Source organism: Rhodoferax sp. RT4P68 (assembly GCF_056521305.1).
In genome coordinates this window covers 586,402-599,954 of record NZ_JBWMBB010000003.1, presented here as the reverse complement: position 1 = coordinate 599,954, position 13,553 = coordinate 586,402, and the positions used below count along the sequence as shown (strand labels likewise).

Genomic DNA, 13,553 nt, shown 5'->3' with positions numbered 1-13,553 from the left:
ATCCGGAGTGGGCATGACATAAGCTTCACGAGTTGAACCAGTCTTACCCCCTATTTAGATAACAAATGTCCAGATTGCTCCTGATTCCCGGCCTGGCCTGCGATGCCGGCATGTGGCGCGACCAGTTGAGCGTCCTGCCCGCACGCTGGAACGCGCAGGTCACCGACGTGGCCACGCGCTGCGCCAGCATCGAAGCCATGGCGGCGGCAGTGCTGGACGAGCACGCCGGCCCGCTGGTGCTGTGCGGCGCCTCGATGGGCGGCATGGTCGCGATGGAGGCCGCGCGCCAGGCACCGGCCCGGGTGCGCGGGCTGGCCTTGCTCGGCACCACGGCCCGGCCGGAGACGGCCGACATGCAGCGGCTGCGCGAGCAGGCGATCGCGCTGTTCGACGCCGGCCGGGCCGAAGAAGTGTTGCGCGCCAACGTGATGTTCGCCTTCGATCGGCAGCACCCCGACCTGAAGAGCCTGAGCGCGCGCTATCTTGCGTTGGTCCAACGCGCCGGTGCCGACCAACTGGTGCGCCAGAACCGCGCCGTCATCGCCCGGCCCGACGCCCGCTCGCATCTCCCCACGCTGCGCTGCGCGACGCTGGTGGTGACCGGCGAGTCCGACGCGTTGACACCGGCCGACTGCGCACGCGAAATCGCCGCATTGGTGCCCAGCGCAGAACTGCACCTGCTGCCGCGCTGCGGCCACATGCTGACGATGGAGCAGCCCGACGCCGTGAACCGGCTGCTGCTGGACTGGCTGGGGCGCCTGCCGGCTTGAAGCGAGCGCCTAGGCGCGCTGCTCACCGCGCAGCTTGACGGCCAGGCAACGCAGCACATAGGGCGAGACGAACTTGTCGACCTCACCCCCCAGCGTGGCGATCTCGCGCACGAAGGTGCTGGAGATGAACTGGTACTTGTCGCCCGGCGTCAGGAACACGGTCTCGACTTCGGGCATCAGCGTGCGGTTCATGCCGGCCAGCTGGAACTCGTAGTCGAAATCGGTCACCGCACGCAGCCCGCGCACCATGGCTTTGGCGCCGCGCGCGACGACGAAGTCACGCACCAGGCCGCCGAAGCTCTCGACGCTGACCTGCGGATAGGGCCGCACCGAATCGCGCACCATGTCGATGCGCTCGTCCAGGCTGAACAGCGCCTTCTTGTGGTGGCCGGCTGCCACGGCCACGATCACCGTATCGAACAGCTGCGCGGCGCGGCGCACCACGTCTTCATGGCCCAAGGTCATGGGGTCGAATGTGCCGGGGTAGACGGCGATTACCTTGTGCGACATGGCGGCTCTCCTGTGGTGTGCACCCTGCGGTTCCGACCCCTGGACGGGGCCGGCTTGTCTCGGCCGGGGCGTTGGCGCGCGATTATGCAGCGCGTGCCAGCAGGTGGGCGTGCACGGCGCCGGCCTTCAGGTGGCGCTCCAAAGCCAGGCCCAGGGCGGCCAGGCGCTCGTCGCCCCAGCGTTCGGCCGCTTCCAGGTAGATGCGTCCGGTGGGGGCCAGCATGCGCAGCGCGGCAGCCAAGGCGCCGTCGTAGACCGGGGCGGCAAACGGCGGATCGACAAACACCAGGTCCACACTGGCCGGCGCCAGCCGCCCGGCCAGCGCCACGCCATCGCCACGGGCGATCTGCACCGCGCCGGCCTGCAGCCGCGCCTGCACTTTGGCCAGTTGGGCCAGCAGCGACGGGTCGGTCTCGAACAGCCGCACCTCGGTGGCGCCGCGCGAGGCGGCCTCGAAGCCCAGCACGCCGCTGCCGGCGAACATGTCGACGCAGCGCCAGCCGGCCAAGTCCTGCCCCAGCCAGTTGAACAGCGTCTCGCGCACGCGGTCGGGCGTGGGGCGCAGGCCCTCCACATCGGCCACGGGCAACTTGGTGCGCTTCCACAGGCCGCCGATGATGCGAATTTCGCCAGGCAGGCTGGCCCGCTTGACCGGCCTGGTGGGCTTTTTCGCCGGCGCGTCGGCGGCGGCGGCGCGCCCCTTCATGGCGCAGCCCCCACGACCACCGTCACCTGCCGCTCGGGCTGCAGCTTGCGTTCGAAGGCGGCGCGGATGTCGGCCACGCGCACGGCCTGCACGCGCTGCGTCCAGGTGTCCAGATAGTCCAGCGGCAGGCCGTTCCAGGCGATGTTGGCCACGTTGTCCAGCAGCTTGCGGTTGCTGTCGATGCGCAACGCAAAGCCGCCGACCAGGTTGTCCTTGGCGGCCTTGAGCTCCTCCTCGGTCGGGCCTTCGGCCACGAAGCGCGCCAGCGTCTCTCGCGCGACGGCGATGGCCTGCTGCGCCTGGCTGGCCTTGGTCTGCAGGCCCATGGTGAAAGCGCCGGCATGCAACCCGGGCGCGAAGTAGCTGTAGACGCTGTAGGTCAGGCCGCGCTTCTCACGCACCTCGTTGGTCAGCCGCGAGACGAAACCGCCGCCGCCCAGGATGTAGTTGCCCACCGTCAGCGCGAAGAAATCCGGGTCGTCGCGCTTGTAGCCGGGCTGGCCGATCAGCACCTGCGCCTGCGCCGCCTCGAACGGCACGACGCGCTCGACGGCGCGGGTCAGCGCCGGTACCTCGGCCACCGCCGGCAGCGGTGCGCAGGCCGTGGCCGGCAGACGCGACAGCAGCGTGCGCACCAGTTCGTCAGCCTGGGCGCGGTTGACGGCGCCGACCACGCTGACCTTGGCCCGGCACGGCAGGATGGCGCGCTCGTACATGGCGCGCATGTCGGCCACGCCGATGGCGGCCAGGCTCTGCGCGGTCGTTTCCTGACCATAGGGATGGCCGCCGTAGACGGCCTCGGCAAAGGCGCGGCCGGCAATCGTCGCGGGCCGGGTGTTGGCCTCTTTGAGCGACGCCTGGAAGCGCTCGCGGTCGCGTTGCCACACAGCGTCGTTGAACGCCGGCTCGCCCAGTTGGCGCGCGGCCAATGCAGCGGCTTTGGGCAGCAGGTCGGGGTAGGTCAGCGAGCGCAGCGAAAAACTCATGCGGTCGCTGGTGGCGCCGCCGCCGAACGACGCGCCGAGATCGGCCCAGGCTTCGCTGATGGCGTTCTCGTCCAGCGCGGGCGCGCAGGGTTGCGACGTGCCGGTGCCGGTGCCAACGCCAGTGGCTGCGCCAGTACCAACGCCAGTGCGCGTGCCCGTGCCCGTGCCCGTGTTCGCGCTGGCCGCCGGCGCACAGGCAGCGCGCACGCCCTTGTTGCTCTGCCCTGCCGTCACGCTGGAAAGGCCCGCCTGCGTGGCCGGATCGCGGCGCGCACCAGCGTCGAAATCGAGCTGCACGTCCACCATGGGAATGGCCGGGCTTTCGACCAGATAGACCTGGGCACCGCTGGGCTGCGTCCAGTGTTGGATCGGGATGGCAGCGGCGGCGCTGCCGGCGGCCAGCGCCAGGGTGGCGGCGCAGGCCAGGCGGCGTGCCGGGGAAATGTGGGTCGTCATATCGGTGTCGGGTCGCATGTCGTCAATGCTGGAGATCGCCAGCGGGCCGGTCGGTCGCGGGCTTCTTCTTGCGGGCCGGGTCCACCGGCTGTGGGCGCAGCACCGCCACCGTCAGCTGGTCGTCACCGAAGTAGCGCGCCGCCACCGATTGCACCTGCCCGGCCGTCACCTGGCGTAGCCGGGCGATGAGCTGGTCCGACAGGTCCAGCCCGAAGCCGCCGACCCAGTTGCTGCCCAGCTCACGGGCCTGGCTGAACACCGAATCGCGCTTGTAGATCTGGCCGGCCACCCACTGGGTCTTGACCCGGTTCAGTTCGGCCTCGTTGACGCCGTCGCGGGCAACGCGGGCCACCTCGGCACGCAATGCGGCTTCGAGTTGCTCGGCGGTCTTGCCAGCCGCTGGCACGCCCTCCAGCATGAACAGCTGCGGCCCACGGCCCATCAGGCCGTTGCTGGCGCCCACGCTGTCGGCCACGCGGTCGGCACCCTGCGTCAGCGCCCGCTCCAGACGCGCGCCGGAGTAGCCGTCCAGCACAGCGGACAGCACGGTCAGCGCCAGTGCGTCATCGCTGCCATCGATCTTCTCCAGCTTGGGCACCTTGAAGCCCATCAGCACATAGGTTTGCTCAGCCGGCGCCTTGAAGTCCATGCGCCGGATGCCGCTTTGCACCGGCTCCAGGCGCGGCTTGCGCTCGGGCACGGCGCGGGCGGGAATGGCGCCGTAAATGCGATCGGCCAGGCGCCGCACCTCGGCCACGTCCACGTCGCCGGCCACGACGACGGCTGCATTGGCGGGCGTGTACCAGCGCTGGTAGAAGGCCCGCGCGTCGTCCGGCGTCATGGCGTCCAGGTCGCTCATCCAGCCCACCACCGGGCGGCGGTAGGGTGAGGCGAGGAAGGTGGTGGCGCTGAACGCCTCGTACAGCTGGGCACGCGGCGAGTCGTCGGTGCGCAGGCGGCGCTCTTCCTTGACGACCTCCAGCTCGCGGCGGAATTCATCGTCTGCCCATTGGTTGTTGGCAAAGCGATCGGCCTCCAGCCGCATGACCTCTTCGAGCCGGTCGGCCGGGATCTGCTGGTAGTAGCCGGTGTAGTCGCGGCCGGTGAAGGCGTTCTCGCGCCCGCCCAGCGCCGCCACGCGGCGTGAGAACTCGCCCACCTTCAGGTTGGGCGTGCCCTTGAACATCATGTGCTCCAGCACATGGGCGACGCCGCTGGTGCCGTCGACCTCGTCCATGCTGCCCACCCGCAGCCAGACCATGTGGGCCACGGTGGGGGCGCGGCGGTCGGGCTTGACGATCAGGGTCATGCCGTTGGCCAGTTGAAACTGTTGCGCTTGCGCGGCGGCAACGCCTGGGGCGGGGGGCGCCGAAAGCGGCGTCTGGGCGTGCGGGCTGGCCATGCAGACGGCCAGGACACACCAGGAGATAAGGCGTTTCATAGAATGATCCGATTCTAAGAACCCGCGAAATGTTCAGTTTCTTCAAGAAAAAGACGCCAACTCCCGCGCAACCGCCGGCCGACTCTCTGCCGGCACCGGCGTTGGCGCCCGTTGTCGCACCTGCCCTGGCACCGGCTTTCGGACCTGAGCCGCCGCTGCCGGCGGAGGCGCCCGCAGCGCGTTCGACGCTCGACTGGTTGCGTAAGCCCTTCGGCGGCAAGTCGGCCGAGAACGGGCCTGTCGCTCCGTCCGCGCCTGCCGTGCTGCCCGCCCCGGTGCCGCTGCCGGAGCCAGTGGCCGTGACGCAGGCCACGGCGGCCGAGCGCAAAGGCTGGGTCGACCGGCTGAAAGTCGGCCTGCGCAAGACCGGCTCGTCGATCACCACCGTGTTCACCGGCACCCGCATCGACGAGTCGCTGTACGAACAGCTCGAAGAAGCCCTGCTGATGGCCGACACCGGTGTCAAGGCCACCACGCACTTGCTGACCGATCTGCGCCGCCGCGTGAAGGAATCGCGCACGACCGAGCCCTCGGCCGTCAAAGGCCTGTTGGTCGACGCCATCGCCCACCTGCTGCAGCCGCTGGAAAAGCCACTGGTCATCGGTGAGCACCAGCCCACAGTGATCATGGTCACCGGCGTGAACGGGGCCGGCAAAACCACCTCCATCGGCAAGCTGACGCGCCACCTGGCGACCCACAAGGCCTCGGTGCTGCTGGCGGCGGCCGACACCTTCCGCGCGGCTGCGCGCGAGCAGCTGGCTGTCTGGGCCGACCGCAACTACGTGGAAATCATCAGCCAGGAGGGCGGCGACCCAGCCGCCGTGGCCTACGACGCTGTCAACGCCGGCCGTGCCCGCCGCAAGGACGTGGTGTTGGTCGACACGGCCGGCCGCCTGCCCACGCAGCTGCACCTGATGGAAGAGCTGAAGAAGGTGCGCCGCGTGATCGCCAAGGCCGATGCCAGCGCGCCGCATGAGGTTTTGCTGGTCATCGACGGCAACACCGGCCAGAACGCGCTGGCCCAGGTCAAGGCGTTCGACGACGCCATCGGCCTGACCGGCCTGATCGTCACCAAGCTGGATGGCACGGCCAAGGGCGGCGTGCTGGCGGCCATCGCGCAGGAGCGGCCGATCCCCGTCTATTTCATCGGCGTCGGCGAAAAGCTGGAAGACCTGGAAACCTTCGACGCGCGCGAATTCGCGCAGGCGCTGCTGGGCTGAGCCGCCCGCTCAGCGCCCGCCGGCCACCGGCTCGGCCGGCGGCGGCTTTGTATCGCAGGCACCTTTGAACAGCTGCTTGCCGTTGTCGCGCACCAGCCGGGCGGTGCGCTGGCGGCGGTCGATGCGCCACTGCGCGCCGGCCCCGAACACCACTTCGTCCTTCACCAGAAAGCCGGAACTGAGCCAGCGGCCGTTCACGGCCACCACGTCATCGGCCGGGCTGAAGCGCACCTCGACCCGGCGCGGCGTCTTGCCCGAATCGGGCCGCATGTCGCAATACAGGCTCTGGGTGTCGGCAGGCCCGCCCTGCTCCACCAGTTCGCGCGCGATCTGCGCCGCCCGCCCTGGTGCGCTGCTGGCCTGGCAGGAGAAGGCGGCCACGAAGGCCGTGCCGTCCATCACATGCACCGGCGAGAAACTCAGCTGGCCGACGTCGATCTGGCCGCTGCGCCGAGGCGGCTGCAGGAAGGGCGTCTGCGGCTCCAGCCGCCCCGAGGGCATGACCGACGACAGCACGGCAATGCGCCTGGGCTCACGGCATTCGACCACGTAGTTGGCGTAGCCGATCATCGGCGTGGGCTTGCGCGCATGCACAAGGAAGTAGGTGCCAGCCACATGGTCGCGGCCCACCACGTCGAGGGCGATGGTGTCCACGCCCACCAGCATCTCGTCGATGCGCTGGACCAGATGAAATGGCGGGGCCGCCTGGGCGATGGCGGCCGGCACGGCGCCGGCCAGGGCCGCGCCCATGCAGCAGGAAGTCAATAGACGGGAAAGCATGAATCGGATGGCCGGCCACCCACTTGCATGCGGGGTGCGTGGCCGGTGGGTCGCTGAAAACCGCAGGATTGTCGCGCAGACGCTCGAGCGCTCTGTGATCAAGGTGGCGCCGGCAAGGGCATGGGTAAGACCCCACGACCCGTCGCGCCGTCGCCCCGTAAGCTTGCCGCTTCAACTACAGGAGACCTGCCGACATGTCGACCACCCGTATCACCGCCCACTCCCCCGCACGTTTGCCCACCCGTTTCGCCGCCCGGCTGCTGTGCGCTGCCGCCGTTCTGGTGGCGGGCGTTCAGGCACCCGCCATGGCTCAGACAGCCACCTGGCCCACCAAGCCGGTGCGCATCGTCGTGACCTTCCCGCCCGGCGGCGCACCCGACACGCTAGCGCGCGTGCTGGCCGACAAATGGAGCGGCCTGGGCCAGCCGATCACGGTGGACAACAAGCCCGGGGCTGGCGGCAACATCGGCGCCGACATCGTGGCCAAGAGCGCGCCTGATGGCGCCACGCTGGTCATCGGCACGGTGGGCACCCACGCCATCAACCCGGCGCTGTACGCCAAGATGCCCTACGACCACATGAAGGACTTCACACCGATCAGCTATCTGGCGTCCACGCCGAACCTGCTGGTGCTGAACAAGTCGGTACCGGCCAACAACGTGAAGGAGCTGGTGGCCCTGGCCCAGCGCGAGCCGCTGGCCTTCGGCTCATCGGGCAGCGGCACCTCGATCCATCTGTCGGGCGAGTTGTTCAACACGCTGGCCGGCACGAAGATGCAACACATCCCCTACAAGGGCCGGGCCCAGGCGATCCCCGACCTGATGGGCGGGCGCATCGCGATGATCTTCGACAACATGCCGTCGGCATTGCCGCTGGTGAAGTCGGGTGAGCTGAAGGCGCTGGGCGTGACCAGTGCGCAGCGCTCGCCGGCCGCGCCCGACATCCCCACCCTCGCCGAGGCTGGCCTGCCCGGTTTCGAGGCCACCTCGTGGTTCGCCCTGCTCGGCCCGGCCGGCATGCCGCGCGAGATGCAGCTGCGCATCAGCCAGGAAGTCGCCCGCGTGCTGGCGCTGCCGGACGTGAAGGAAAAGCTGGCCACGCTGGGCCTGGAGCCCAACCCCGGCACGCCCGAGGCACTGACGACGCTGATGCAGCGCGAGACGGACAAATGGGCCAAGGTGGTGAAGGCTTCGGGGGCGAAGCTGGATTGATCTCGGCAGCGATCTTTTGACCTCATGGCTGGGCTCGGCGCCGGCCTGCAGCTTCCCGGGCAAAACCTCGCAATACCGATGGCCAGGAAAATTTGGGTCCTGGCCTAGGAAGTTTGGCGCCATTCAACTCCCGCTATCTGGGCACTTTCGTCCTACTGTCTCAAGCGTCCTGCGCGCCAATATTGCACACACCAGTTCATAAAATTTGCAGCTGAGTACTCAGTCGAGTGCTGTAGGGGAAGTGTGAGATGGATCCAGAGCCGGCAATCTGCAACTGGCGCGGGGATTTGCTGCAAGCCGTTGGCGGAGCACCGAACCCGCCGGCAGCATTCGATGCGGTCGACACAGCGGCACGACAACTTGGTTTCGACCACTGCGACTTTGTGCTGCGGCAGGCCCTCCCGTTCAATCGAGCACAGACACTGCAGATCAGTAGCCAACCCTTCACTTGGCGGCAACGATATGCACAGGCCGGCTACATCAATATCGACCCAGTTGTGCGTAACAGCTCACGGAGTCAAACCCCGCAAACGTGGAGCGCCAAGCTGTTCGAAGATGTGCCGCAACTGTGGAACGAGGCGCAAGCAGCCGGCCTGCGCCACGGCTGGACGCAATCCAGCCTCGACTGCATCGGCGTCGGCGGCATGCTCACGCTGTCCCGGTCCGCCGAGCCAATCACCTCAACCGAGCTCCGGCACAAGGAATCGCGGATGCAATATCTGGTTCAAGTCGCCCACGCTGTGTTGGGCCGCACGCTACCCCATGCAGATACAGGCTCGGTTCCCGCCGTCGCACTGACCCGCCGCGAGAAGGAGGTTCTGCGCCGCATGGCTGACGGGATGACCGCCGAGCAAGTCGCCGCGCAGATCGATGTTTCGGTGCATACCGTCAACTTCCATCTCAAGAACTGCGCCGCCAAGCTGAAGACGGTCAACCGTTCATCCATGGTCGCGCGCGCCCAGGTCATGCAACTGCTCGACTAGGGTGAAGCCGTGAAACCTGCACCCAAACAGACCGTGAGCGACCACGCGATGGCGCCGCATCTGAGCCCACCATCAAGGCGCTGGTCGCCGCCGCCATCGAACTCGGGTTCGAAAGCTTCGCGACCGTGGTCTGGCTGCCACACCCAGCAGCGCGCCCTGCTGCACATGTCGTGAGCAACTTCGGCAGTGACTGGTTCACGCGATATCGGGCGCGACGGTATCGGGAAGTCGACCCAGTTGTGCGGTGGTGCAAAGTCCACACCACTCCGCTGGTCTGGACTGAAAACGTCCTGGCCCAAGCCCCGATTTTCAGAGACGACGCCGCATCCGTCGGCCTTTGCTACGGTTGGTCGCAAGCCGTGCACGATGGGCTAGGCGTGCGCGGCATGTTCAGTCTTGCCCGGGCCGCCAAGCCCCTGGACGCCACAGAGCTGCTTGCCAAGTAAGTGGCGCTGCAGGTGCTCGCGCACCGCCTGGTGCTCAACGACTTGCGAACGCAGTGGGCGAGGGTAAACGGCGCGCCGCTGACACGCCGCGAAACTGAAGCGCTGCGATGGGCCGCGGATGGCAAGACCGCCGTGGACACGGCCACAATCTTGAGCCTCAAGCTGTCCACAGTGCGGTTCCATATCGACAACCCGGTCCGCAAACTGCAGGTAGAGAACGTCGCCGCCGATGTCTTTCGTGCCCTGGTTCTTGGCATGCTGCACGGCATGCCGCACACGGCTTCCGACACAGTGTGCTGCGACGCGAGCCCATTGCGCTAACGCCTGCAGAAGCGCTTGCGAGCTTCAGTTTACCTTGCGACGTACCGCGATACCCACCAGACCAAGCGCGAAGAGCCCGAGCACGCCGGGCTCAGGAACCTCACCGACGCGGGTGGTGGCATACGCGTGGCCATCACTTCCAACGGCACTATGCAGATCCACCGGGTTTCCGTTGATGTCGAAGCCAGAAAAACTGTCGATGGTGACGGCGTTAAAGAAATCCGAGTAGCCGTCGTACGAGGCGGGAATCCGTTCATCCTGCGCAATGTCGAAGTAGACGCTCGCTGCCAACTCCAGGAAAAAGTAGGCGTGTCCTGAGTACACCGTATGCCGCTGGGTCGAAACCTCGACGTCGACCATTCTCTCCACTGACTCGACGCCTGAATAGTAAAACTGGCCCTGCGCATCTCGGAGCGTGGCGGACGAATGTCCCACCCAACCGTTGGTAGGCTGAAAGCCCTTGAGCCCCCCAACGATCCTAAGCAGGGCTGTGATGTAGTGGAGGCCAGGGCCACCGTCGACCTGCAGGTCATCGCTCAACGACGCCCGGGCGTCGACTGACAAGGAGGTTGGAATTCCTTCCGGGTTGGTGCCTCCGAACAACACGTAACGCGGGTTCCATTCGTTGTAAAAGGGGTTCGCCAGCGATGCCTGGACTCCAGCTTTCAGAGATTGCGGCCCTGCTTGGGCTCGCCCCGAGTAGTTCAGGGTCATCTGGGCAGCATCGCCGGCAACATCCAACCCGGCGTAGTCCACGGTGCGGCCATCGGACACCAGGTCCGATGACTGGGATCCGACGGGCTCAAATAGAGGCGCGCCAAAGCCAAGAGTCGGGCTTACCCGGTTAAAGCCGGTGACCGCTACCTCCGAGGCGTATTGCGGAGCGGCCTGGGCAAGTGCAGGCACCAGAATGGCGACAAGACCGACAGCGCCGATGAATTTCCGTGCGTAGTTTCCGAACATTTCAAGCCTGTGTTTGGGTTCTGGCGTAAGCATGCCTCGCTTGCAAGGCACACTGCCGTGGTTGTGCGAGCGATCGTCGGTGCGACGCGTCGACGGGCAATAGAACTGACCCGAGTGCCTGCAGCGCACAGCATTGGACCGGATGGGTGGCTCGCTGCAAACTACTCAAAACAACAGGTTCCGACCCGCCACCGTAACTGCCCCCTAACATCTGCGCTTTGCGCCCCGGAACCACCATGACCACCCTGCTCGACACCATCCAGATTGAAACCGCCCCCTCGCCCACCGCCGCCGTCATCTGGCTGCATGGCTTGGGCGCCAGTGGCGATGATTTCGCAGCCATCGTGCCAGAGCTCGATCTGACGGGCTGTGCGCCGATCCGCTTCGTCTTCCCACACGCGCCGGTGATGCCGGTCACGATCAACAACGGGTTCGAGATGCCCGCCTGGTACGACATCTTCACGCCCGACCTGATGCGCCACGAGGATGCCGAGGGCATCGCGCGCACGGAGCTGGCGATCGAAGCGCTGATTGCCCACGAGGTGGCGCGCGGCATTCCGGCCAGAAGCATCGTACTGGCCGGCTTTTCACAGGGCTGCGCCATGACGCTGCACACCGGCCTGCGCCATCCGGCGCGGCTGGCCGGGCTGATGGCGCTGTCGGGCTATCTGCCGCTGGCCGATGCGCTGGCCACCGAACGTCACCCGGCCAACTTTGCAACGCCGATCTTCATGGCGCACGGAACTGCCGACCCGGTGGTGGTGATGTCACGCGCCGAGGCCGCGCGCGATGCGCTGGTCGCGCTGGGGCATCCCGTCCAGTGGCACACCTACCCGATGCCGCACAGCGTGCACCCGCGCGAGATCGCCGACATCTCGGCCTTTCTACGCCAGGTGCTGCCAGCGGCTTGAACCAAAGTGCTCGTCACACGGTCCTAACACGGTGATGGCGTCAGCTGTCAGTCGGTGGACCGCTTGAAGTGCATTGAATTGGAACAACAATTTCCGATTCTAAGCGGTCTGATCCAGGGGAAACCCTAGGGCCACTCCGGCTGTTCCGCGGCGCTTTAGCACTCACTTATTGAGAGTGCTAATATGACGCCTAGAAGGAAAGGAATCTGGTATGAACATTCAAACTGGAGCCGTGTCCACTGCGCTTGCGGCCTCGAATCCGTGGGCTTTGGTTCCCCCTCTGGGCAACCTGGACGCGTACATCTCGGCCGTCAACCGGCTGCCCATGCTCACGCTGGAGCAGGAGCAGGAGTACGCGCGCAAACTCAAGAACGACAACGATGTCGAGTCCGCCGGCCGACTGGTGCTGTCGCACCTGCGCCTGGTGGTCTCCGTCGCACGCCAGTACCTGGGCTACGGTCTGCCGCACGGCGATCTGATCCAGGAAGGCAACGTGGGCCTGATGAAGGCCGTGAAGCGCTTCGACCCGGATCAGGGCGTGCGTCTGGTGAGCTACGCGCTGCACTGGATCAAGGCCGAGATGCACGAGTACATCCTGAAGAACTGGCGCATGGTCAAGGTGGCGACCACCAAGGCCCAGCGCAAGCTGTTCTTCAACCTGCGCTCGATGAAGCAGACCTACAAATCCGACGCCGCTGCACTCGATGGCGCCACGCACCGTGACACGCTGAGCGAAGGCGAGATCGGCGCCATGGCGCAGCAGTTGAATGTCAAGCGCGAAGACGTGATCGAGATGGAAGCCCGCTTGTCGGGTGGCGACGTGATGCTCGACCCCGGCCCGTCGGACGATGGTGAAGACAGCTACGGCCCGATCGCATATCTGGCCGATGCCAAGCAGGAACCGACGGCCCTGATCGAGGCGCGCCAGCGCGACGTGCTGGCCAGCGATGGCATCAGCACGGCGTTGGATGGCCTGGACCCGCGCAGCCGCCGCATCGTCGAAGAGCGCTGGCTGAAGGTGAACGACGACGGCTCCGGCGGCATGACGCTGCACGAGCTGGCGGCTGACTACGGTGTCAGCGCCGAGCGGATTCGCCAGATCGAATCGGCAGCCATGAAGAAGATGAAGAAGGCGCTGGCGGTCTACGCCTGATCCGGCGCGGCCTGCGGGCCGCGCTCACGCCAATTGAAAACGCCAGCCTGAGAGCTGGCGTTTTGCTTGGGGGCTCGAAGGTCAGCCGGCCTGCTTCAAGAGTTGCCGCACATCGGCTGTCAACGCCTCGGCGCCCGATCCATAGCGCGCATACAGGCGCAGCCGGCCCTGCGGGTCATAGACGTAGCTTCCGGCTGAGTGGTCCATGGTGTAGCTGGTGGGGGTCTTGCCTTCGACCTTCTTGAAGTAGAGCTTGAAGTCCTTGGCCAGCGCCGTCAGCCCCTCGGGCGAGGTGCGCAGCGCCAGGAAGCTGGGGTCGAAGTTGGCCATGTAGGCCTTCAGCACCTCGGGTGTGTCACGCTCAGGGTCGACCGTGACGAACAAGCCCTGCAATTTGTCGCCATCCGCACCGAGGGCCTGCTTGACCTGGGCCAGCTCGGCCATCGAGGTGGGGCAGACATCCGGGCACTGCGCGAAGCCGAAGAACACCACGACCACCTTGCCCTTGAAATCCTTCAGGCTGCGCGGCTGGCCGTTGTGGTCGGTTAGCTGGAAATCACGCGCGTAGTCGGCGCCGGTGATGTCCACGGCGGCGAAGCTGGTCTTTTGTTCGCTGCAGCCCGCCAGCCAGACCAGGCCGGCGCCGGCAGCGAGCAACTGGGAGCAACGGCGCAAGGCCGCACGTCGGTTCGTCAT

General features: G+C 66.8%; 15 protein-coding genes. 8 read left to right on the top strand and 7 right to left on the bottom strand.

Features of this window, described 5'->3' with window-relative positions; genetic code table 11:
- Positions 1 to 65: 65 nt before the first annotated feature.
- Positions 66 to 770, top strand: a complete 705-nt coding sequence (locus AC099J_RS09295) for an alpha/beta fold hydrolase (RefSeq protein WP_479614948.1) — start codon at positions 66 to 68, stop codon at positions 768 to 770.
- 9 nt (positions 771 to 779) lie between these two features.
- On the opposite strand, the gene coaD is transcribed toward AC099J_RS09295, so the two are convergent.
- The 4 genes from coaD to AC099J_RS09275 all read right to left on the bottom strand — a co-directional run bounded on the left by coaD (position 780) and on the right by AC099J_RS09275 (position 4,869).
- Positions 780 to 1,280 carry a pantetheine-phosphate adenylyltransferase gene (gene coaD, locus AC099J_RS09290; protein ID WP_479614947.1) on the bottom strand — a complete coding sequence of 167 codons (501 nt, stop codon included), beginning with the start codon at positions 1,278 to 1,280 and terminating at the stop codon, positions 780 to 782.
- Between the two features lie 82 nt (positions 1,281 to 1,362).
- The gene (gene rsmD, locus AC099J_RS09285) at positions 1,363 to 1,986 is read right to left on the bottom strand and encodes a 16S rRNA (guanine(966)-N(2))-methyltransferase RsmD (RefSeq protein ID WP_479614946.1); all 624 of its coding nucleotides are present in this window, start codon (positions 1,984 to 1,986) and stop codon (positions 1,363 to 1,365) included.
- Entirely contained in the window at positions 1,983 to 3,446 is a 1,464-nt protein-coding gene (locus AC099J_RS09280) for a M16 family metallopeptidase (RefSeq protein WP_479614945.1), read from the bottom strand. Before AC099J_RS09280 ends, rsmD begins: the two co-directional genes overlap by 4 nt.
- A 4-nt stretch (positions 3,447 to 3,450) precedes the next feature.
- A complete protein-coding gene (locus AC099J_RS09275; protein WP_479614944.1) occupies positions 3,451 to 4,869 on the bottom strand; it encodes a M16 family metallopeptidase in 1,419 nt (472 codons plus the stop codon).
- A 29-nt stretch (positions 4,870 to 4,898) separates the two neighbouring features.
- On the opposite strand from AC099J_RS09275, the gene ftsY reads away from it, so the two are divergent.
- A complete protein-coding gene (gene ftsY / locus AC099J_RS09270) occupies positions 4,899 to 6,089 on the top strand; it encodes a signal recognition particle-docking protein FtsY (RefSeq protein ID WP_479614943.1) in 1,191 nt (396 codons plus the stop codon).
- Between the two features lie 9 nt (positions 6,090 to 6,098).
- Here ftsY and AC099J_RS09265 read toward each other — a convergent pair whose 3' ends face one another.
- Positions 6,099 to 6,839: a hypothetical protein gene (locus AC099J_RS09265; RefSeq protein ID WP_479614942.1), complete on the bottom strand. Its 741-nt coding sequence runs from the start codon at positions 6,837 to 6,839 to the stop codon at positions 6,099 to 6,101.
- Between the two features lie 224 nt (positions 6,840 to 7,063).
- Here AC099J_RS09265 and AC099J_RS09260 point away from each other — a divergent pair, with 224 nt between their 5' ends.
- From AC099J_RS09260 to AC099J_RS09245, 4 genes are all read left to right on the top strand, one after another.
- Positions 7,064 to 8,080, top strand: a complete 1,017-nt coding sequence (locus AC099J_RS09260) for a Bug family tripartite tricarboxylate transporter substrate binding protein (RefSeq protein ID WP_479614941.1) — start codon at positions 7,064 to 7,066, stop codon at positions 8,078 to 8,080.
- Between the two features lie 248 nt (positions 8,081 to 8,328).
- Positions 8,329 to 9,063, top strand: a complete 735-nt coding sequence (locus AC099J_RS09255) for an autoinducer binding domain-containing protein (RefSeq protein WP_479614940.1) — start codon at positions 8,329 to 8,331, stop codon at positions 9,061 to 9,063.
- 71 nt (positions 9,064 to 9,134) lie between these two features.
- A complete protein-coding gene (locus AC099J_RS09250; protein WP_479614991.1) occupies positions 9,135 to 9,509 on the top strand; it encodes an autoinducer binding domain-containing protein in 375 nt (124 codons plus the stop codon).
- The gene (locus AC099J_RS09245; protein ID WP_479614939.1) at positions 9,510 to 9,830 is read left to right on the top strand and encodes a helix-turn-helix domain-containing protein; all 321 of its coding nucleotides are present in this window, start codon (positions 9,510 to 9,512) and stop codon (positions 9,828 to 9,830) included. It abuts the gene before it with no gap.
- A 24-nt stretch (positions 9,831 to 9,854) separates the two neighbouring features.
- On the opposite strand, the gene AC099J_RS09240 is transcribed toward AC099J_RS09245, so the two are convergent.
- Positions 9,855 to 10,826 (bottom strand): PEP-CTERM sorting domain-containing protein, encoded by a 972-nt coding sequence (locus AC099J_RS09240; RefSeq protein ID WP_479614938.1) that lies wholly within the window; start codon positions 10,824 to 10,826, stop codon positions 9,855 to 9,857.
- 203 nt (positions 10,827 to 11,029) lie between these two features.
- Between AC099J_RS09240 and AC099J_RS09235 the strand changes: the two genes are divergently transcribed.
- Positions 11,030 to 11,704, top strand: coding sequence for an alpha/beta hydrolase (locus AC099J_RS09235; protein ID WP_479614937.1), 675 nt, complete (start codon positions 11,030 to 11,032; stop codon positions 11,702 to 11,704).
- 211 nt (positions 11,705 to 11,915) lie between these two features.
- On the top strand, positions 11,916 to 12,857 hold the full coding sequence (gene rpoH, locus AC099J_RS09230) for an RNA polymerase sigma factor RpoH (protein ID WP_479614936.1): 942 nt from the start codon (positions 11,916 to 11,918) through the stop codon (positions 12,855 to 12,857).
- Positions 12,858 to 12,938: 81 nt separating this feature from the next.
- Here rpoH and AC099J_RS09225 read toward each other — a convergent pair whose 3' ends face one another.
- The gene (locus AC099J_RS09225) at positions 12,939 to 13,553 is read right to left on the bottom strand and encodes an SCO family protein (RefSeq protein ID WP_479614935.1); all 615 of its coding nucleotides are present in this window, start codon (positions 13,551 to 13,553) and stop codon (positions 12,939 to 12,941) included.